16 protein-coding genes are annotated in these 18,206 nt (G+C 57.6%); 2 read left to right on the top strand and 14 right to left on the bottom strand.

Features of this window, described 5'->3' with window-relative positions:
* Positions 1-53 precede the first annotated feature (53 nt).
* The 3 genes from menF to LG383_RS03880 form a co-directional block, all read right to left on the bottom strand.
* Entirely contained in the window at positions 54-1,349 is a 1,296-nt protein-coding gene (menF, locus tag LG383_RS03890) for an isochorismate synthase MenF (RefSeq protein ID WP_225758359.1), read from the bottom strand.
* A 96-nt stretch (positions 1,350-1,445) separates the two neighbouring features.
* A complete protein-coding gene (gene elaB / locus LG383_RS03885) occupies positions 1,446-1,751 on the bottom strand; it encodes a stress response protein ElaB (protein WP_106995417.1) in 306 nt (101 codons plus the stop codon).
* A gap of 62 nt (positions 1,752-1,813) precedes the next feature.
* Positions 1,814-2,275 (bottom strand): GNAT family N-acetyltransferase, encoded by a 462-nt coding sequence (locus tag LG383_RS03880; protein WP_225758358.1) that lies wholly within the window; start codon positions 2,273-2,275, stop codon positions 1,814-1,816.
* A 73-nt stretch (positions 2,276-2,348) separates the two neighbouring features.
* Between LG383_RS03880 and rnz the strand changes: the two genes are divergently transcribed.
* Together rnz and LG383_RS03870 are read left to right on the top strand one after the other, a co-directional pair.
* Positions 2,349-3,266 carry a ribonuclease Z gene (gene rnz, locus LG383_RS03875; RefSeq protein ID WP_225758357.1) on the top strand — a complete coding sequence of 306 codons (918 nt, stop codon included), beginning with the start codon at positions 2,349-2,351 and terminating at the stop codon, positions 3,264-3,266.
* A 66-nt stretch (positions 3,267-3,332) separates the two neighbouring features.
* The gene (locus tag LG383_RS03870) at positions 3,333-4,337 is read left to right on the top strand and encodes a chemotaxis protein (RefSeq protein ID WP_106995420.1); all 1,005 of its coding nucleotides are present in this window, start codon (positions 3,333-3,335) and stop codon (positions 4,335-4,337) included.
* 93 nt (positions 4,338-4,430) lie between these two features.
* On the opposite strand, the gene nuoN is transcribed toward LG383_RS03870, so the two are convergent.
* The 11 genes from nuoN to nuoC all read right to left on the bottom strand — a co-directional run bounded on the left by nuoN (position 4,431) and on the right by nuoC (position 18,152).
* The gene (gene nuoN / locus LG383_RS03865) at positions 4,431-5,888 is read right to left on the bottom strand and encodes an NADH-quinone oxidoreductase subunit NuoN (RefSeq protein ID WP_106996019.1); all 1,458 of its coding nucleotides are present in this window, start codon (positions 5,886-5,888) and stop codon (positions 4,431-4,433) included.
* A gap of 6 nt (positions 5,889-5,894) precedes the next feature.
* Complete coding sequence (gene nuoM, locus LG383_RS03860; RefSeq protein ID WP_106996020.1) at positions 5,895-7,424, bottom strand: NADH-quinone oxidoreductase subunit M; 1,530 nt, start codon at positions 7,422-7,424, stop codon at positions 5,895-5,897.
* Between the two features lie 76 nt (positions 7,425-7,500).
* A complete protein-coding gene (gene nuoL / locus LG383_RS03855) occupies positions 7,501-9,342 on the bottom strand; it encodes an NADH-quinone oxidoreductase subunit L (RefSeq protein ID WP_225758356.1) in 1,842 nt (613 codons plus the stop codon).
* Positions 9,339-9,641, bottom strand: a complete 303-nt coding sequence (nuoK, locus tag LG383_RS03850) for an NADH-quinone oxidoreductase subunit NuoK (protein WP_032612773.1) — start codon at positions 9,639-9,641, stop codon at positions 9,339-9,341. The genes nuoL and nuoK overlap by 4 nt, the downstream gene beginning before the upstream one ends.
* On the bottom strand, positions 9,638-10,192 hold the full coding sequence (nuoJ, locus tag LG383_RS03845; protein WP_106996022.1) for an NADH-quinone oxidoreductase subunit J: 555 nt from the start codon (positions 10,190-10,192) through the stop codon (positions 9,638-9,640). Before nuoJ ends, nuoK begins: the two co-directional genes overlap by 4 nt.
* A gap of 11 nt (positions 10,193-10,203) precedes the next feature.
* Positions 10,204-10,746: an NADH-quinone oxidoreductase subunit NuoI gene (nuoI, locus tag LG383_RS03840; protein WP_225758355.1), complete on the bottom strand. Its 543-nt coding sequence runs from the start codon at positions 10,744-10,746 to the stop codon at positions 10,204-10,206.
* A 13-nt stretch (positions 10,747-10,759) separates the two neighbouring features.
* The gene (nuoH, locus tag LG383_RS03835; RefSeq protein ID WP_106996023.1) at positions 10,760-11,737 is read right to left on the bottom strand and encodes an NADH-quinone oxidoreductase subunit NuoH; all 978 of its coding nucleotides are present in this window, start codon (positions 11,735-11,737) and stop codon (positions 10,760-10,762) included.
* The gene (gene nuoG, locus LG383_RS03830) at positions 11,734-14,457 is read right to left on the bottom strand and encodes an NADH-quinone oxidoreductase subunit NuoG (protein WP_225758354.1); all 2,724 of its coding nucleotides are present in this window, start codon (positions 14,455-14,457) and stop codon (positions 11,734-11,736) included. The genes nuoH and nuoG overlap by 4 nt, the downstream gene beginning before the upstream one ends.
* A gap of 55 nt (positions 14,458-14,512) precedes the next feature.
* Entirely contained in the window at positions 14,513-15,850 is a 1,338-nt protein-coding gene (nuoF, locus tag LG383_RS03825; RefSeq protein ID WP_225758353.1) for an NADH-quinone oxidoreductase subunit NuoF, read from the bottom strand.
* Positions 15,847-16,347, bottom strand: coding sequence for an NADH-quinone oxidoreductase subunit NuoE (gene nuoE / locus LG383_RS03820; RefSeq protein ID WP_014071107.1), 501 nt, complete (start codon positions 16,345-16,347; stop codon positions 15,847-15,849). The genes nuoF and nuoE overlap by 4 nt, the downstream gene beginning before the upstream one ends.
* 2 nt (positions 16,348-16,349) lie before the next feature.
* The gene (gene nuoC / locus LG383_RS03815; protein WP_225758352.1) at positions 16,350-18,152 is read right to left on the bottom strand and encodes an NADH-quinone oxidoreductase subunit C/D; all 1,803 of its coding nucleotides are present in this window, start codon (positions 18,150-18,152) and stop codon (positions 16,350-16,352) included.
* Positions 18,153-18,206 lie beyond the last annotated feature (54 nt).

The following is an 18,206-nucleotide window of genomic DNA, read 5'->3' as shown; positions in this document are numbered from 1 at the left end:
AATAATAGAAAAAGATGTAATTTTGATATGAGTCGGGTAAGTACGACTCAGTATTAATCCTTTAGGAGCAGAGAGCGCAGTCCGGCGGCTTTATTTTCAATCTCCTGCCACTCCTGTTCAGGGTCAGAACCACTCACAATTCCCGCGCCGGCGTACAGGCGCACGCTGCTCCCCTGCACGCTTGCCGAGCGTAACGCCACGCAGAACTCGCTTTGCGCTAATGACAGATATCCGGCGGAACCGGCATACCACTCCCGGTCAAAGGGTTCGGTGCGGGCGATAAACTCCCACGCAATATGTCGCGGCAGACCGGCGACGGCCGCGGTAGGTTGCAACCGCATCAGGCACTGTTCATCATCCGGCTGCTGCAGCGCCGTCCAGATGCAGCGGCGCAGATGCTGAACCTTACGCAAACGCACGATTTGCGGCGGCAGGACGTCAAGTACCCCGCCATCGCGCTGCAGGCGCTGACAGATATCCTCGACCACCAGCATATTTTCCCGCTGGTTTTTATCGTCATTCATCAGCCATTCGCCCAGGCGGGCAGCCTGGGTATCATCAGGATGGCTGGCGACCGTACCGGCCAGCGCCTCGGTGCGAAGCAGGGTTCCGCGTCGCCGCCACAGCCGTTCCGGCGACGAACCGAGAAAGGCATGAGTCGCATCAAAACGAATAAAGAAGTGGTAGCACTGGAAATTCACCCGACGGCTGGCGGCCATCAGGGCGGCAGGATTAACCGGCAGGTTGAACTGCAGATCCGTTGCCCGGGCCAGCACTACTTTGTCGAACTCGCCCCGGGCAATGGCGTCGGTTGCCCGGGTGACCAACGCCAGCCAGCCGGATTTCTCAGGCCGATGGGTTTCGCTCACTACCGGCTGGACAACGGCGTCAACGGGCTGACTCTCCTGGAGGGAGCCTATGAATTCGCGCGCGCATTGCGCATCGTTTTTCAGCGAGGTGGCGCTGCAGAGGATCAGCCGCAGCGTCGCGGTTCCGCCGTGACGTTGCCACAGCAGACGCGGCAGGAACAGGTTGCCCTTGTGCGGATCGAACGCATTGACGCCCACCGCCCGAAGGTCAGGACATTGCGGATAACAGTGTAAAAATTGACGGGCAGTAGTGAGAGAGGAGAAGTGTTTCGTCGCGCCCAGCGCGGCGTACTCTTCATCGCCGTTACGCTGCTGCCAGTAAAACTGAGGGAAAATCTGCTGGGCATTCAGCCAGGCGAGAGGGTCAAACGCGTCGTTGAGCGCAAAGGAGACATCAAGGTGATGCAGACCAGGCGCATCAGGAAAATCGTCTGCTAACTGATGGCAAAGGCCTGCCAGTGCGGTGGAAATCGAGTGCACGCGAACTTCTCCCGGCTCAAAAACCTCACATTATACGGGGTAGTTGCCTGAAAAAGCAGTACCCACGATTTGGCAGGGAGAAGCGTGCGTGTTGAATTAACGGCGGGCGAGCAGCAGACCGAGCACCAGACCGGCGGCGGCACCTACCCCAATACCCTGCCATGGTTTTTCACGGACATAATCGTCTGCACGATAGACCGCTTTTTTAGCGCGATAATAGTAAGTATCCGACGCATGGCTCACGCGCGTCTTCACGTCGTGAAGCGCCTGTTCGGCACGCGCCTTCAGCTCAATGTACTTTTGATCGGCCGGATCGCCTGAAGAACGAAGGACTTCTTCCAGCGTTTCACTTAACAGCGTCAGATCATCATCAACATGCGTTTCCGAAGATTGGAAGGACATAGTTTTCTCCTTGTGGTTGCATCAGTCCGCTAACTATAGACAATCCCTGCCGATTCTGCCTGCTACGCTTGTTCCGTCTCTTTGGCCATTCCGATATGCGGGATGCCATCTTCATCGTAGATTTCGGTCACCGGCGCAAAGCCAAAATGGGCATAAAACGGCTGCAAATGCGCCTGAGCCCCCAGGTATAACGCCTTGTTCGGCCAGTGCTTTTCGCAGGAGCGCAGCGTTTGCTCCATCAGGGTATAACCCAGTTTTTCGCCCCGGGCCTGACTGCTGACAATCACCCGGCCAATCACAACGGGGGAAAAATCGTCGTCGCTTTTCAGAATCCTCGCATAAGCTACCAGCTGGTTATCTTTCCAGCCGAGGATATGGCGGTTCTCCCCCACCAGGTCGTCGCCGTCTATGTCCTGGTAAGGGCAGGTTTGTTCCACCACAAAGACGTCGCAGCGCAGCTGAAGTAAAGCGTAGAGAGTGGGAACGGTCAGCTCGCTATGGTGCAGATCTTGCCACTGGATCATCGGGGTCTCCTTATCGTGTCGGTAGCCGTTATACTAATGACTTTTCGTCCCGGGCACAGAGGCTGAATGCATTATGGAACTGCTTTTTTTAGGAACATCCGCTGGCGTGCCAACCCGGTCGCGCAACGTCACCTCAATTCTGCTGGATTTACAGCACCCGACCCGCGGCGGATTGTGGATGTTTGACTGCGGCGAAGGGACGCAGCACCAGCTGCTGCGCACCGCCAGCCATCCCGGCAAGCTGGATAAAATCTTTATTACCCACCTGCATGGCGATCACCTCTTTGGCCTGCCGGGGCTGCTGTGCAGCCGCTCGATGGCGGGCAATATCCATCCGCTGACCATTTACGGCCCATCCGGTATCCGTGAGTTTGTCGAAACCAGCCTGCGCATCAGCGGATCCTGGACCGATTATCCCCTCGAGATTGTCGAGATAAGCGCCGGGGTGGTGTTCAGCGATGAGGCATATACCGTGACCGCCGCGGCGATGAATCACCCCGTGGAGTGTTACGGCTATCGCATTGAGGAACACGATAGACCCGGCGCCCTCGATGGCGCAGCGCTGGTTGCCGCCGGGGTGCCTTTTGGCCCGCTGTTCCAGCAGCTGAAGCGCGGGGAACGCATTACCCTCGAGGATGGACGGACGATCGATGGCGCCGACTATCTCTCCCCACCGCGCCCGGGCAAGAAGCTGGCTATTTTCGGCGATACCGCCCCCTGCGAGAGCGCTCTCGCGCTGGCTCAGGGTGTCGATCTGCTGGTGCATGAGGCCACGCTTGAGGCCGCGATGGAGGAGAAGGCCAACAGCCGCGGTCACAGTTCAACGCGTCAGGCGGCCAGGCTTGCCTGCGACGCGCAGGTGAAGAAACTGGTCATCACCCATGTCAGCTCCCGCTATGACGCAGAGGGCTGCGCCATGCTGCTGGCAGAGTGCCGCGCCCTGTTTGCCGACTGTCAGCTGGCAGAAGATTTTGCCGCGATGCGTGTTTAATGCTCTGGTTTTCCCCGAGTCTGCCGATAACCCCTAACAGGCAGGTATTTTTCACTCGAGGGTAGAATGGATAATTTCCAGAAAGACATTGATGACAGGGCAAATCTGACCCTGTCGAACCGTTTTGAGCTGTTGCTGTTCCGTCTCGGCACCTCAATGAACGAAAACAAATCTGAGCTGTTCGGCATCAACGTCTTTAAGCTTCGCGAGATTGTGCCCATGCCAGCGTTCACCAAGCCGGCGGGCATGAAGTCACCCCTGATGGGGATGGTTAATATTCGTGACCAGGTGATCCCGGTTATCGACCTCGCCGCTGTGGCAGGCTGCAAGCCGACAACGGGTCTGAACATTCTGCTGATCACCGAGTATGCCCGCAGCGTGCAGGCTTTTGCCGTCGAGTCGGTGGAGAACATTATGCGACTGGACTGGAAGCAAGTGCATGCGGCGGAAACCGCGGTCAGCGGACGCTATATCACCAGCATTGCCTGTCTGGACGAAAAGACCGACACCAACGATCTGGCGATGGTGCTGGACGTGGAGCAGATCCTGTATGACATCACCCCGGCCAATCACGACCTGCATGCCACCGACCTGAAGACCACCCAGTTCAACATCAAGCCGGGTGCCGTGGCGATTGTGGCGGAAGACTCCAAAGTGGCGCGCTCGATGCTGGAGAAAGGCTTGCAGGCGATGGCGATCCCGGCGCTGATGCATATCACTGGCAAAGAGGCGTGGGAAAAGATTGGCGTTCTCGCGGCACAGGCTCAGGCGGAAGGGGTGCCGATCACCGATAAGATCGCCCTGGTGCTGACCGACCTCGAGATGCCGGAGATGGACGGCTTTACCCTGACCCGTAAAATCAAATCCGATGCGATCCTGAAAGACATTCCGGTGGTGATCCACTCTTCCCTGTCCGGCAACGCCAACGAAGACCATATCCGTAAGGTGAAAGCCGATGGCTATGTGGCGAAGTTCGAGCTGAACGAGTTGTCATCGGTGATTGAAGAGGTGCTGGAGCGTTCAACGAAGAAGATTGATGGGCCGTTGATTAGTCGTAAGCAGCTGGCTTAAGACTGCTGCGGGCTGGTGCCCTCACCCCGTCCCTCTCCCACAGGGAGAGGGCGCAAACCATAAAAAAACCCGCCGAGGCGGGTTTTTTGTTTTCTACATCAGCGGCATCGCGTGCTGCACGATGGTAATCAGCGGCTGCGGATAGATACCGAAGATCAGTACCAGCAGCGCAGAGATCAGCACCACAATACCCCCGGCGCTGTACTGCCAGTTGCCTGGCGCATCGCGGTTGAGCTGCTGAGGTGCACTCAGGTACAGGCTCACGGCAACGCGCAGGTAGTAGTAGAGACCAATCGCGGAGCCGATAACGACACCCGCCGTCAGCCACCACAGACCCGCCTGCACACCCACGGCCAGCACGTAGAACTTACCGATAAAGCCGAGCGTCATCGGGATACCCGCCAGGGAGAGCATCATCACCGTCATCACCGCAGAGAGGATCGGACGGTGCCAGAACAGACCACGGTAGGAGAACAGTGAATCCGCATCCGGGCCACGGTACGGGCTGGACATCAGGCTTACCACGCCGAACGCGCCAAGGCTGCTGAACAGATAACCGGCCAGGTAAACGCCCACGGTTTCCATCGACATGGAGCCGCTTTGCAGCGCAATCAGCGCCACCAGCAGATAGCCCAGGTGCGAGATGGAGGAGTAACCGAGCAGACGCTTGATATTGGTCTGGCTCAGCGCCATCAGGTTACCGAAGATGATGGAGACAAAGGCAATAATACCCAGCACCACACGCACCGCTTCGCTCTCGCCTACCGGTGCGTACAGGAACAGACGCATCACCACACCGAAGATAGCGATTTTGCTCGCCGTCGCCAGGAAGGTGGATACTGGTGCCGGCGCGCCCTGGTAAACGTCTGGCGTCCACAGGTGGAACGGCACCAGAGAGAGTTTAAAGCCGAGGCCAACAATCATCATGCCCAGACCCGCCAGCAGCAGCGGCTCGTGCAGCATGCCGTCGCCGAGGCTCTTGCCGAGCGCCATGAAGGAGAGGTTCCCGGACTGAGCATAGATCAGCGCAATACCGAACAGCAGGAAGGACGACGCAGCAGCAGACAGGATCGTGTACTTGATACTCGCTTCCAGAGAGCGCTTCTGACGGAAGGCATAACCGATCAGGCCGAACAGCGGGAGAGAGATCAGCTCAATACCGAGGAACAGCGCCGCCAGATGGTTCGCATTCGCCAGCAGAATACCGCCGAGGGCAGCAATCAGAACCAGCAGGTAAAACTCTTCTCTGTTGTCGTTGTAGCCTTCCAGCCACGGGTAAGCAAAGGTACAGGTCGCCAGACTGGCTAACAGCACCAGCCCGGTGTACAGCATGGCGAAGCCGTCAACGCGCATCAGCGGAGTGACATCCATCGCGCCCGCCTGGCCAACAAACCAGAGGGAGACTAACGCAGCGTTCAGACCCAGAACCGCCAGCGTGGCATTCAGGAAGTGATTGCGTCGCCACGCAATGGAGAGCATCACAACCACCACCGTCAATCCGACGATCAGCAGCGGTAGCAGCGCAATCAGTTGTTGTGGAGTTATTGTCATGGCGATTTACGGCCTTGTAGTAGAAGCAGAATTAACAAACCACTGCTGGATGTTACCCATCGCGGAGTGCGAGGTATCCAGAATCGGCTGCGGATAGAAGCCCAGCAGCACCAGCAGTACGACCAGCAGCAGGATGATGAACAGCTCGCGCAGCGACATCCCCGGCAGCTCTTTGGCAGCGATTTCACTCTTCGCTTTACCGAAGTAAGCGCGGTGCAGCATCGCCAGGGAGTAAACCGAAGCGAACACCAGACCGAAGGTAGAGACCACGGTGATCAGCGGCACCACTTTGAAGCTGCCGAACAGGATCATGAATTCGCCGACGAAGTTACCGGTACCCGGCATCCCCAGGGTAGCCACCGCGAAGAACATCGACATCGCTGGCAGCCATTTCATTTTGCCCCACAGGCCACCCATCTGACGCATGTCACGAGTGTGCAGGCGTTCATACAGCTGGCCGCACAGGATGAAGAGACCGGCTGCAGACAGACCGTGAGCAATCATCTGGATCACCGCGCCCTGGTACGCCAGCTGGCTACCGGTGTAGATAGCAATCAGCACGAAGCCCATGTGGGAGACGGAGGTGTAGGCAATCAGACGTTTGATGTCGTACTGGGTGAAGGCCATCCAGGCACCGTAGAAGATACCGATCACGCCGAGCCACATGGCAATCGGGGCGAACTCTGCGGAGGCATTCGGGAACAGCGGCAGGGCGAAACGCAGCAGACCGTAGGCCGCCGTTTTCAGCAGGATGCCCGCCAGGTCAACGGAACCGGCCGTTGGTGCCTGGGAGTGCGCATCCGGCAGCCAGCCGTGCAGTGGCACCACCGGCATTTTCACCGCAAACGCGATGAAGAAGCCCAGCATCAGCAGATATTCAACGCCGTGGGACATCGGGGTCTTCAGCAGGTCCTGATAGTTGAAGGTCCAGACGCCGGTCGCGTTGTAGTGCACGAACACCAGCGCCAGGATGGCAATCAACATCACCAGACCACTCGCCTGGGTGTAGATGAAGAACTTGGTTGCCGCCGTGATACGCGTTTTACCGTCGGACGCCTTATGGCCCCACAGCGCGATCAGGAAGTACATCGGCACCAGCATCATCTCCCAGAAGAAGAAGAACAGGAACATGTCGATGGCAAGGAACACGCCGATCACGCCGCCCAGGATCCACATCAGGTTCAGGTGGAAGAAGCCCTGGTATTTTTCGATTTCTCGCCAGGAGCACAGCACCGCCAGAACGCCGAGCAGACCGGTCAGCACCACCATCAGCAGCGACAGACCATCAATCGCCAGGTGAATGGTGATACCGAAACGCGGGATCCACGGCAGAATGAATTCAGACTGCCATTGCGGAATACCCGCGGACTGGGTCAGAGAGTAGCCGCCCTGCAACCAGAGTTGCAGGCCAAGCGCAAGCGTCAATCCCATGGTGATCAGCGCAATCCAGCGCGGCATCTTCACGCCAAAGCGTTCGGTCTGCCAGCACAGGAACCCACCGATAAAGGGAATTAATATTAGCCAGGGTAGTAACATGGCGATTTGCATTCCTTTTTAAGGCCCCCGGAAGGGGCCTGATTTTCAACGAATTCGAATTAAATTCACTTAACGATCAACGCAACACCATCAGCAGCGCCAGCACCACAACCGCACCGATGCTCATGGACGCCACATACCAGCGCAGATACCCGTTCTCGCTGAACAGCAGGCCTTTACCTGCAAAGCGGGAGAGGATTGCCGGGGTGTTCATCAGTGAGTTCAGCGGATCGCGTTTAATCAGCCACGCAATGCCGAGGAAAGGTTTCACGAAGATCATGTCGTACAGCCAGTCGAAGCCCCACGCGTTGTACCACCAGGTGCCCAGCAGACGGCCCGGCGCGCTGTTGGCAACGGCAGTTACCAGCGTACGTTTACCGAGCCACAGCCATGCAGCAATCAGGATGCCCGCAATGGCGACCACACCCGAGGTGATTTCAAGCGTCAGAACGCGACCGTGCTCAAGCTCGGTGGTGTCCGGCAGTACGCCCTGCAGCGGTGGCACAATCATCGCGCCAACGAAGGTGGAGAGTACCAGCAGCACAATCAGCGGCAGGTGGTGGGTGATCCCCTTCCCTGCGTGAGCGTGAATTTGTTCTTTACCGTGGAAGACGATGAAAATCATACGGAAGGTATACAGAGAGGTCATGAATGCACCGACCAGACCCGCAACCATCAGATTGATATGACCATTTGCCATGGCGCCCGCAAGGATTTCGTCCTTACTGAAGAAGCCCGCGGTGATAAGCGGCAGTGCCGACAGCGCCGCGCCGCCTACCAGGAAGCAGACGTAAACCAGCGGAATGGATTTGCGCAGACCGCCCATCTTGAAGATGTTCTGCTCGTGGTGGCAGGCGAGGATCACCGAACCAGACGAGAGGAACAACAGCGCTTTAAAGAACGCATGCGTCATCAGATGGAAAATCGCCGCATCCCACGCCTGGACGCCCAGCGCCAGGAACATGTAGCCAATCTGGCTCATGGTGGAGTAAGCGAGAACGCGTTTAATGTCGGTTTGCACCAGCGCAGCAAAGCCTGCCAGCACCAGCGTTACCGCACCTACGATACCCACCAGATGCAGGATTTCCGGGGTCATCAGGAACAGACCGTGGGTACGCGCAATCAGGTAGACACCGGCGGTCACCATGGTCGCGGCGTGGATCAGCGCGGAGACAGGGGTTGGACCCGCCATCGCGTCAGCAAGCCAGGTCTGCAACGGCAGCTGTGCGGATTTACCCACAGCACCACCCAGCAGCATCAGGGTTGCCCACCACAGCATGTTGTTGCCTGCTTCGAAGTGCGCTGGCGCCAGTTCCACCATTTCGCGGAAGTTCAGCGTGCCCAGTTCGTTGTAGAGAATGAACAGCGCGAAGGCGAGGAAGACGTCACCCACACGGGTCACGACGAACGCTTTCATTGCCGCTGCGCCATTCTTCGGATCGGTATAGTAGAAACCGATCAGCAGGTAAGAACAGAGACCTACGCCTTCCCAGCCGAGATACATCAGCAGCAGGTTATCGGCCAGCACCAGAACCACCATGCTGGCGATAAACAGGTTGGTGTAGGCGAAGAAGCGGGAGTAACCCTCTTCACCGCGCATATACCAGGAGGCGAACATGTGGATCAGGAAGCCCACGCCGGTCACCACGGAGAGCATGGTCAGAGAGAGACCATCCAGCACCAGGTTGAAACCGATGTTGAAATCACCGACCGACATCCAGGTCCACAGCGGCACGCTGTAGGCCTGACGTCCGTTACTGAAGAAGTCGATACCCGCATACGCTGTGACCAGCGCAGCCAGACCGATTGAGCCCATCCCGATGGTTGCAGACAGATTCTCAGACCAGCGGCCGCGAGAAAATGCCAGCAGCAGGAAGCCGATCAGCGGAAAAATAATGGTTAAGGCAAGCATGTTCATCCACGCAACTCACTTACTGAATCGATGTTCAGGTTCTGGCGGCGACGGTGGAGCTGCAGTAACAGCGCCAGGCCAATACTCGCTTCGGCAGCCGCAAGGCTGATGGCGAGAATGTACATCACCTGACCATCGGTCTGGCCCCAGTAGCTACCGGCGACCACAAAGGCCAGCGCGGCAGCGTTGATCATGATCTCCAGGCCAATCAGCATAAACAGCAGATTGCGGCGGATAACCAGACCGGTTAAGCCCAGCACGAATAAAATCGCTGCGAGGATCAGTCCGTGTTGTAAAGGGATCATGCGCGTTCCTCCGTTTTTCTTTTCGCGCTGTCGTCCTTGCGGTTGCTCAGCACCTCGCCAGCACGCTCTTCGCGACCGACGTGGAATGCCACGACCAGGCCTGCCAGCAGCAGCATCGAGGCCAGTTCAACCGCCAGTACGTATGGCCCGAACAGGGTGATACCCACCGCTTTGGCGCTGATTGGCGTACCGTCGATACCCTGGTCGTTAACGCCCAGAATGGCGTAAACGATCACCGCCAGCATGATGGCCGACAAAATTGCCGGACCAATCCACACCTGCGGTTTCAGCCACTGACGTTCCTGTTCGATTTCCGAGCCGCCGAGGTTCAGCATCATCACCACGAAGACGAACAGAACCATAATGGCCCCGGCGTAAACGATGATTTCAAGCGCACCCGCAAAGTGTGCGCCCAGCGCAAAGAACACCCCGGAGATGGCCAGCAGCGAAATGATTAAATAGAGCAGCGCATGCACCGGGTTGGTGTGCGTAATCACTCGCAGCGTAGCCAGGATGGCGATCAGGCCACAGATATAAAAAGCGAATTCCATTGCCCCTCTCCTTACGGTAACAGGCTCTTGACGTCGATAGGCTTGGCTTCGTTCTCTGCTTCGCCCTTATCTTTGCCGTCGATTGCCATACCCGCCATCCGGTAGAAGTTATATTCCGGGTATTTGCCCGGACCGGAAATCAGCAGATCCTCTTTTTCGTACACCAGATCCTGACGCTTGTATTCGCCCAGCTCGAAGTCCGGGGTCAACTGAATCGCCGTGGTCGGGCACGCTTCTTCACACAGACCGCAGAAGATGCAGCGTGAGAAGTTGATGCGGAAGAACTCCGGGTACCAGCGACCGTCTACCGTCTCGGCTTTTTGCAGAGAGATACAGCCGACCGGACAGGCTACCGCACACAGGTTACAGGCAACGCAGCGCTCCGAACCGTCCGGATCGCGCGTCAGCACGATACGGCCACGGTAGCGCGGCGGCAGATATACCGGCTCTTCCGGGTACATCCGGGTTTCGCGTTTGGCAAACGCGTGCAGGCCGATCATCCAGATGCTGCGCAACTGGGTGCCGGTGCCTACCAAAATTTCTTTCAAGGTCATGGTCTAAAGCCCCTTATGGCTGCTGCCAGAGAATGACAGCCGCCGTTACCAACAAGTTGACGAGCGTCAGCGGCAGGCACACTTTCCAGCCGAAGGACATTACCTGGTCATAACGCGGACGCGGTAAGGACGCACGAATCAAAATGAACATCATCATGAAGAACGCGGTTTTCAGCGCGAACCAGATGAACGGCGGTAAGAACGGGCCATGCCAGCCACCAAAGAACAGCGTTACCATCAACGCGGAAATGGTGACGATACCGATGTACTCGCCCACAAAGAACAGACCGAACTTCATGCCGGAATATTCAATGTGGTAACCGTCGGCCAGTTCCTGTTCGGCTTCTGGCTGGTCAAACGGGTGACGGTGACACACCGCCACGCCCGCGATAGCAAAGGTCACAAAACCGAAGAACTGCGGGATCACGTTCCAGATGTCGGCCTGGTTGTTGACGATGTCGGTCATGTTGAATGAACCGGCCTGCGCCACCACGCCCATCAGGGAGAGACCCAGGAACACTTCGTAGCTCAGGGTCTGCGCAGACGCACGCATCGCACCCAGCAGGGAGTATTTGTTGTTACTGGACCAGCCGGCGAACAGCACCGCGTAGACCGCGAGGCCTGCCATCATCAGGAAGAACAGGATCCCGATGTTCAGATCCGCCACAACCCAGGTCGGGCTGACCGGAACGATAGCAAACGCCAGCAGCAGCGAGGTAAAGGCGATCATCGGTGCCAGAGTAAAGATCACGCGATCCGAGAAGCGCGGGACCCAGTCCTCTTTAAAGAACATCTTGATCATGTCCGCGACCAGCTGGAGTGAACCACCCCAGCCCACGCGGTTCGGTCCGTAACGGTTCTGGAACAGACCGAGCAGACGACGTTCACCAAAGCTCATGAACGCGCCGCAGGTAACGACCACCAGCAGAATAACAACCGCTTTCAGGATGCTCAGCAGGATGTCGATAAGATCGGGCGTAAACCAACTCATGCTTTTGCCTCCTGCAGGTTATCAAGGCGCGCACCCGCCAGCACTGGCGCGATGCCAGGCAGACCCATCGGCAGACCCACCTGCCCTGCTGTCAGACCTTCAGAGATAATCAGCGGCAGGCTGATTGTCTGGCCTTCATAGCTAAAGCTGATGTTCGCGCCTGCGTTGACGCCAAGCTTCGCGGCATCTGCCGGATTGAGCTTGATGTACGGCTGCGGCATACGGGTCTGGAAGACCGGGGAACGCTGGGACATTTCGTCGCTACCAAACAGATGGTAGTACGGTGCAATACGCCAGTTGCCCTCTTCCGCCTGGAAGCGTGCCGGCACGGTGGAGAAGAACTCGAGACCGGTTTCGCTTGCTTCAAACAGACGTACGCCCGGATCGCCGTGACGCAGAGAACCGCCCACTTCCGCCTGGAACTTGTTCCATGCCTGCGGGGAGTTCCAGCCTGGCGCCCATGCGAATGGGATCTGCGAACGCGGTGCAGACGGCTGGTTGTTCCCTTCCATCGAGAAGGCGAACATGGTGTCTTTGTCCTGCGGTTGGCGCGGTTCATGCACGCTGATGTTGGCACGCATCGCGGTACGACCGCTGTAGCGGTGTGGTTCACGGGCCAGTTTCTGGCCGCGAATACGGAAGCTGGCTTCCGGTGCCGCATCTTTAATGCCTGCCAGCTGCGGCAGTTGTGCCACGGCAGCGTCGATCACGTGGTCGAGCTGGGTCCAGTCCACTTCACGGCTCAGCACGGTGCTGTGCAGGGAGTGCAGCCAACGCCAGCTTTCCAGCATCACGATGTTGCTGTCGTAGTAGGCCGGGTCATAAACCTGGAAGAAGCGCTGGGCGCGGCCTTCGTTGTTCACCACGGTGCCGTCGCTTTCGGCGAAGCTTGCCGCAGAGAGCACCAGATGCGCTTTGTCCATGATTGCCGTGCGCTGATGGTCGATAACCATCACCAGCGGCGCTTTAGACAGAGCGGCATCTACGCGGGCAGCAGAAGCATGACGATGCAGGTCGTTTTCCAGCACCACCACCGCGTCAGCAGAACCGGATTCCAGTTCGCTTAACGCTTCTTCCAGAGAGCCGCCGCCAATCATGCCCAGACCGATGCTGTTTACCGCACGGGCAATCATGGTCACGCCAACGTCAGCACCGCGACCTTTCAGGGCTTTAGCCACGTTGGCAGCCGCTTCAATGATCTCTGCGCTACCGGCGTTAGTACCGGAAATGATCAGCGGTTTCTTCGCACCGGCCAGCGCCTGCACGATCACGTCAACCTTGTTCTGCAGATCGCGATCCAGTTCAACGGCCGGGGAGCTGCTGTCCAGCGCGTGAGCGATAGCAAAGCCGAGGCGCGCCTGATCTTCAACCGGGGCACGGTAGGTCCAGGCCGCGATGTCGTCCAGACGGGTATTGTCGACGTTAGTGACAAACAGCGGATGTTTGGCGCGCTGACCGATGTTGAGGATCGCTGCGATCTGCCAGTCAGCCACTTTCTGGGCCGCTGCCATTTCACGCGCCTTCCCTTTCACCGCCTGACGAACCGCCAGGGCAGCGCGAGCGCCGGTCTGGGTTAAATCTTCACCCAATACCAGAACCGCATCATAGGATTCGATTTCGCGCAGGGCCGGAGTATGAACCCCGCCTTCGCGCAGCACTTTCAGCACCAGCTGCAGACGTTCCTGCTCGCCCTGAGCGATACCGGTGTAGAAGTTATCCGCACCCACCAGCTCACGCAGCGCGAAGTTGCTTTCGACGCTGGCACGCGGGGAGCCGATACCGATCACTTTCTTCGACTGGCGCAGAATGTCCGCCGCGCCCTGCATCGCCTGCTCGGCGTTCAGGGTGATGACGTCGTCGCCACGGCGCTGAACCGGCTGACGCGGACGGTCTTTCAGGTTCACATAGCCATAGCCGAAACGACCGCGGTCGCAGAGGAAGTAGTGGTTAACGGTACCGTTGTAACGGTTTTCGATACGACGCAGTTCGCCATAGCGTTCACCCGGGCTGGTGTTACAGCCGAGGGAGCACTGCTGGCAGATGCTTGGCGCAAACTGCATGTCCCACTTACGGTTGTAACGCTCGGAGTGCGTTTTATCGGTGAAGACGCCGGTCGGACAGATTTCGACCAGGTTACCGGAGAATTCGCTCTCCAGCACACCGTCTTCCGGACGACCGAAGTAGACGTTGTCATGTGCGCCATAGACGCCCAGATCTTCGCCGTCGGCGTAGTCTTTGTAGTAACGCACGCAGCGGTAGCAGGCGATGCAGCGGTTCATTTCGTGAGAGATGAACGGCCCCAGATCCTGGTTACGGTGGGTACGCTTGGTGAAACGGTAACGACGGAAGCTGTGCCCGGTCATCACGGTCATATCCTGAAGGTGGCAGTTACCGCCCTCTTCACAGACCGGACAATCGTGCGGGTGGTTGGTCATCAACCACTCCACCACGCTTTCACGGAACTGTTTCGCTTCCGTATCGTCGATAGAAATAAAGGTACCTTCGGTGGCTGGCGTCATACAGGACATCACCAGGCGACCACGCGTGTCTTCCGCGTTTTGATATTGCTTCACCGCACACTGGCGGCAAGCACCGACGCTCCCCAGCGCCGGATGCCAGCAAAAATACGGAATATCAAGGCCGAGGGACAGACAAGCTTCCAGCAGGTTGTCCGCGCCATTGACCTCGTATTCTTTGCCGTCTACATGAATCGTAGCCATTAGCATGCTTCCAGTTGGCTCGAATTAACTTCGAGCGTTAATCAAAATTCTGTTTTTACCAGCGCGCTTTCAACAGGTTCGGCTGAATACCATTGATTGAATGGGTATTGCTGAACGGCTGCTTGATGCCTGCTTCGAATTCGTCGCGGAAATATTTAATCGCGCTCTGCAGCGGCTCAACCGCACCTGGCGCATGCGCACAGAAGGTTTTGCCCGGGCCCAGGAATCGACACAGTTGCTCAAGTGTCTCGATATCACCAGGCTGGCCTTCGCCACGCTCGATAGCACGCAGGATCTTCACGCTCCACGGCAGACCATCACGGCACGGTGTACACCAGCCGCAGGACTCACGGGCGAAGAACTCTTCCAGGTTACGCACCAGCGGTACCATGCCGATCTCGTGGTCGACGGCCATCGCCAGCGCCGTACCCAGACGGCTGCCTGCTTTACCAATGCTTTCGAATTCCATTGGCAGATCGAGATGGGATTCAGTCAGGAAGTCCGTCCCTGCCCCACCCGGCTGCCAGGCTTTGAATTTCAGGCCATCACGCATGCCACCGGCGTAGTCTTCCAGAATCTCACGGGCGGTGGTGCCAAACGGCAGTTCCCAGACGCCAGGATTCTTCACGCGACCGGAGAAGCCCATCAGCTTGGTACCGGCATCTTTACTGGTAGAGATGCCCTGATACCACTCCACGCCGTTAGCGAGGATGGCCGGAACGTTACACAGGGTTTCGACGTTGTTAACGCAGGTCGGTTTACCCCATACGCCGGAGCTCGCCGGGAACGGTGGCTTGGAACGCGGGTTAGCACGGCGGCCTTCGAGGGAGTTAATCAGCGCGGTCTCTTCACCACAGATATAACGCCCTGCCCCGGTGTGCACGAACAGCTCGAAGTCAAAACCGGTGCCGAGAATGTTTTTGCCCAGCAGACCCGCTTCAGTGGCTTCGGCAATCGCGCGACGCAGGTTTTCTGCTGCTTCGATGTACTCGCCACGCAGGAAGATGTAGCCGCGGTAGGCTTTCAGCGCGAACGCGGAGATCAGCATGCCTTCCACCAGCAGGTGCGGCAGCTGCTCCATCAGCAGGCGGTCTTTATAGGTGCCAGGCTCCATTTCATCGGCGTTACACAGCAGGTAACGGATGTTCATGGATTCGTCTTTCGGCATCAGGCTCCACTTCAGACCGGTGGAAAAGCCTGCGCCGCCGCGCCCTTTCAGGCCAGCGTCTTTTACCGCATTAACGATCTCGTCCGGCGCCATACCGCTCAGGGCTTTGCGCGCCCCGGCGTAGCCGTTTTTGCTCTCGTATTCTTCAAGCCATACCGGCTGTTTGTCATCGCGCAGACGCCAGGTCAGCGGATGAGTCTCAGCAGTACGAATTACAGTTTTCATTTGTACTGCTCCAGCAGGTCAGGAATGGCTTCCGGCGTCAGATGGCTGTGAGTGTCCTCATCAATCATCATGGTCGGCCCCTTGTCGCAGTTGCCCAGGCAGCAGGTTGGCAGCAGGGTAAAGCGACCATCAAAGGTGGTCTGCCCTGGCTTGATATCGAGCTTTTTCTCGATAGCGGCCTGGATGCCCTGATAACCGGTGATGTGACAAACGACGCTGTCACAGTAGCGGATCACATGGCGGCCAACCGGCTGACGGAAGATCTGGCTGTAGAACGTGGCTACGCCTTCTACGTCACTTGCCGGAATACCCAGCACTTTTGCGATCTCATAGATCGCCCCATCCGGCACCCAACCACGCTGTTTCTGTACGATTTTCAGCGCTTCAATGGACGCCGCACGTGGGTCTTCGTAGTGGTGCATCTCGTGCTCAATGGCGGCACGTTCTGCTTCACTCAGCTCAAAAGCCTCGGTTTGTGGTTGTTGATTCTCGTGCATAATTAGCGGTCCACATCTGACATAACAAAATCGATACTACCCAGATACACAATCAGGTCGGAGACCAGACTGCCGCGAATGGCGGCCGGGATCTGCTGCAGGTGCGCGAAGCTTGGCGTACGCACACGAGTACGGTAGCTCATGGTGCTGCCGTCGCTGGTCAGGTAGTAACTGTTGATACCCTTAGTCGCTTCGATCATCTGGAAGGATTCTTGCGCCGGCATGACCGGGCCCCAGGAAACCTGCAGGAAGTGCGTGATCAGGGTTTCGATATGCTGCAGCGTGCGCTCTTTCGGTGGCGGCGTGGTCAGCGGGTGATCCGCTTTGAACGGGCCTTCCGGCATGTTATTGAGGCACTGCTCAAGGATGCGCAGGCTCTGGCGCAGCTCTTCCACTTTCAGCATCACGCGGGTGTAGCAGTCGGATACACCGCCGCCAACCGGGACTTCAAAGTCGAAGTTCTCGTAGCCAGAGTAAGGACGGGCTTTACGCACGTCGAAATCAATACCGGTGGCACGCAGACCTGCACCTGTTGTACCCCACTCCAGCGCCTCTTTCGCGCCATAGGCAGCAACGCCTTTAGAACGGCCAATCAGGATAGTGTTACGCAGCGCGGCTTTCTCGTACGACGCCAGACGCTTCGGCATCCAGTCAAGGAATTCACGCAGCAGACGGTCCCAGCCGCGCGGCAGATCGTGTGCCACACCGCCGATACGGAACCAGGCCGGGTGCATACGGAAACCGGTAATCGCTTCCACCAGATCGTAGATTTTCTGACGATCGGTAAAGGCGAAGAAGACCGGGGTCATCGCGCCGACGTCCTGAATGAAGGTGGAGATATACAGCAGGTGGCTGTTAATACGGAACAGTTCTGACAGCATCACGCGGATCACGTTAACGCGATCCGGGGTGGTGATACCCGCCAGTTTCTCAACGGCCAGCACGTATGGCATTTCGTTTACGCAGCCGCCGAGGTACTCGATACGGTCGGTATACGGAATGTAGCTGTGCCAGGATTGACGCTCGCCCATCTTCTCAGCACCACGGTGGTGGTAACCGATATCAGGCACGCAGTCGACAATCTCTTCGCCATCAAGCTGAAGAATAATACGGAATGCACCGTGCGCAGACGGGTGGTTCGGACCGAGGTTGAGGAACATGAAGTCCTCGTTGTCGGTACCGCGCTTCATGCCCCAGTCTTCCGGCTTGAAGGTCAGCGCTTCCATCTCCAGATCCTGTTTGGCTTTGGTCAGCTCAAACGGGTCGAATTCGGTGGCGCGCGCCGGGTAGTCTTTACGCAGCGGGTGACCGGTCCAGGTTGGCGGCATCATGATGCGCGTCAGGTGCGGGTGACCGTCAAAGGTCATGCCGAACATTTCCCAGGTCTCACGCTCATACCAGTTGGCGTTCGGGAAAAGTTTGGTGATCGTCGGCAGATGCATGTCGTTTTCAGACAACGCCACCTTGAGCATGATATCCGTGTTGCGGTCTATTGAGAGCAGGTGGTAGAAAACGGAAAAATCCGCCGCGGGTAAACCGTGGCGGTGAGTACGCAGACGTTCGTCCATGCCGTGTAAGTCAAACAGCATAACGTAAGGTTTAGGCAGTTTCTTTAGGAAATCAACCACTTCCAGTAACTGCTCACGCTTCACCCAAACAACGGGTACCCCGGTGCGGGTGGCCTGAACAGTAAAGGCATCCGGCCCAAAACGGTTGCGCAGTTCGCCAATGACCGGGTCATCCAGATGATCCCGTGTTTGCCAGGCGGCGTCTTGCGCGGTTAAGTCGGTCATAGTGTTCACCATTGCAAAAGGTCCGTGGTGACTGTCGGGCGTGGCTTCGCGCTATTTGAATAGTGA

The organism is Leclercia sp. Marseille-Q4284, from assembly GCF_916618945.1.
GTDB lineage: Bacteria > Pseudomonadota > Gammaproteobacteria > Enterobacterales > Enterobacteriaceae > Enterobacter > Enterobacter tamurae.
Note: the sequence above shows the minus strand (reverse complement) of the source record. Positions and strands in the feature narration are given on the sequence as shown.